This is a genomic window from Sinorhizobium sp. P24N7 (genome assembly GCF_042436655.1).
Lineage (GTDB): Bacteria > Pseudomonadota > Alphaproteobacteria > Rhizobiales > Rhizobiaceae > Sinorhizobium > Sinorhizobium meliloti_A.
Genome location: NZ_JBHMIW010000083.1, coordinates 1 through 667, shown reverse-complemented (window position 1 = coordinate 667; position 667 = coordinate 1). Strand labels below are relative to the sequence as shown.

1 protein-coding gene is annotated in these 667 nt (G+C 52.8%); it reads right to left on the bottom strand.

Annotated features, from left to right (window positions below; genetic code table 11):
• Nucleotides 1-32: 32 nt before the first annotated feature.
• The gene (locus ACFHWW_RS34010; protein WP_379943769.1) at nt 33-581 is read right to left on the bottom strand and encodes an NYN domain-containing protein; all 549 of its coding nucleotides are present in this window, start codon (nt 579-581) and stop codon (nt 33-35) included.
• Nucleotides 582-667 lie beyond the last annotated feature (86 nt).

Below are 667 nucleotides of genomic sequence, written 5' to 3'. Positions count from 1 at the left end.
GCATCAGATTTACACCTGTCGGCACTGTTTCGTTACGCATTTGGGGCGTGTTCTGACGCACGACGATCAATCTCATTCCGCAGGGTAATAAGATCAATGAAGTGGTCCGCCCGACGGCGCAGCTCGTCGGCGACCATAGGGGGGTGGGTAGAGATAGTGGAAACGACGGAAACTTTACGTCCCTTGCGCTGCAAAACCTCCACGAGGCTCGCGAAATCGCCATCGCCGGAAAAGAGAACGATATGATCGACCCGATCGGCTTGCTCAATGGCATCACTTGCGAGCTCAATGTCCATTTTCCCCTTAAGCCGGTGGCGGCCGTGGGAGTCGGTGAATTCGCGTGCCGATTTGGTCACAACGGTGTAGCCGTTATAATTGAGCCAGTCGATCAAAGGACGGATTGAGGAGAACTCGAGATCTTCAATGAGGGCAGTGTAGTAATAGGCGCGTAAAAGATAGGCGCGCTTCTGAAATGCGGACAGTAACTTCCGATAGTCGATATCAAAGCCCAGGCTCTTCGAAGTCGCAAAGAGGTTGGCTCCATCAATGAAAATTGCGATCTTTTCGCGAGAATCGAACATGATGCTCCCTTTGGACATGCGGTCGCCCCAAGTGGAGCACAATAAGGGGATCCTAAGAAACGGTTCGGCGCTCCGCAGCAATTCAG

Coding starts and splice junctions, on each gene's coding strand:
- ACFHWW_RS34010 (WP_379943769.1), bottom strand. CDS start 581: ATGTTCGATTCTCGCGAAAAGATCGCAATTTTCATTGATGGAGCCAAC.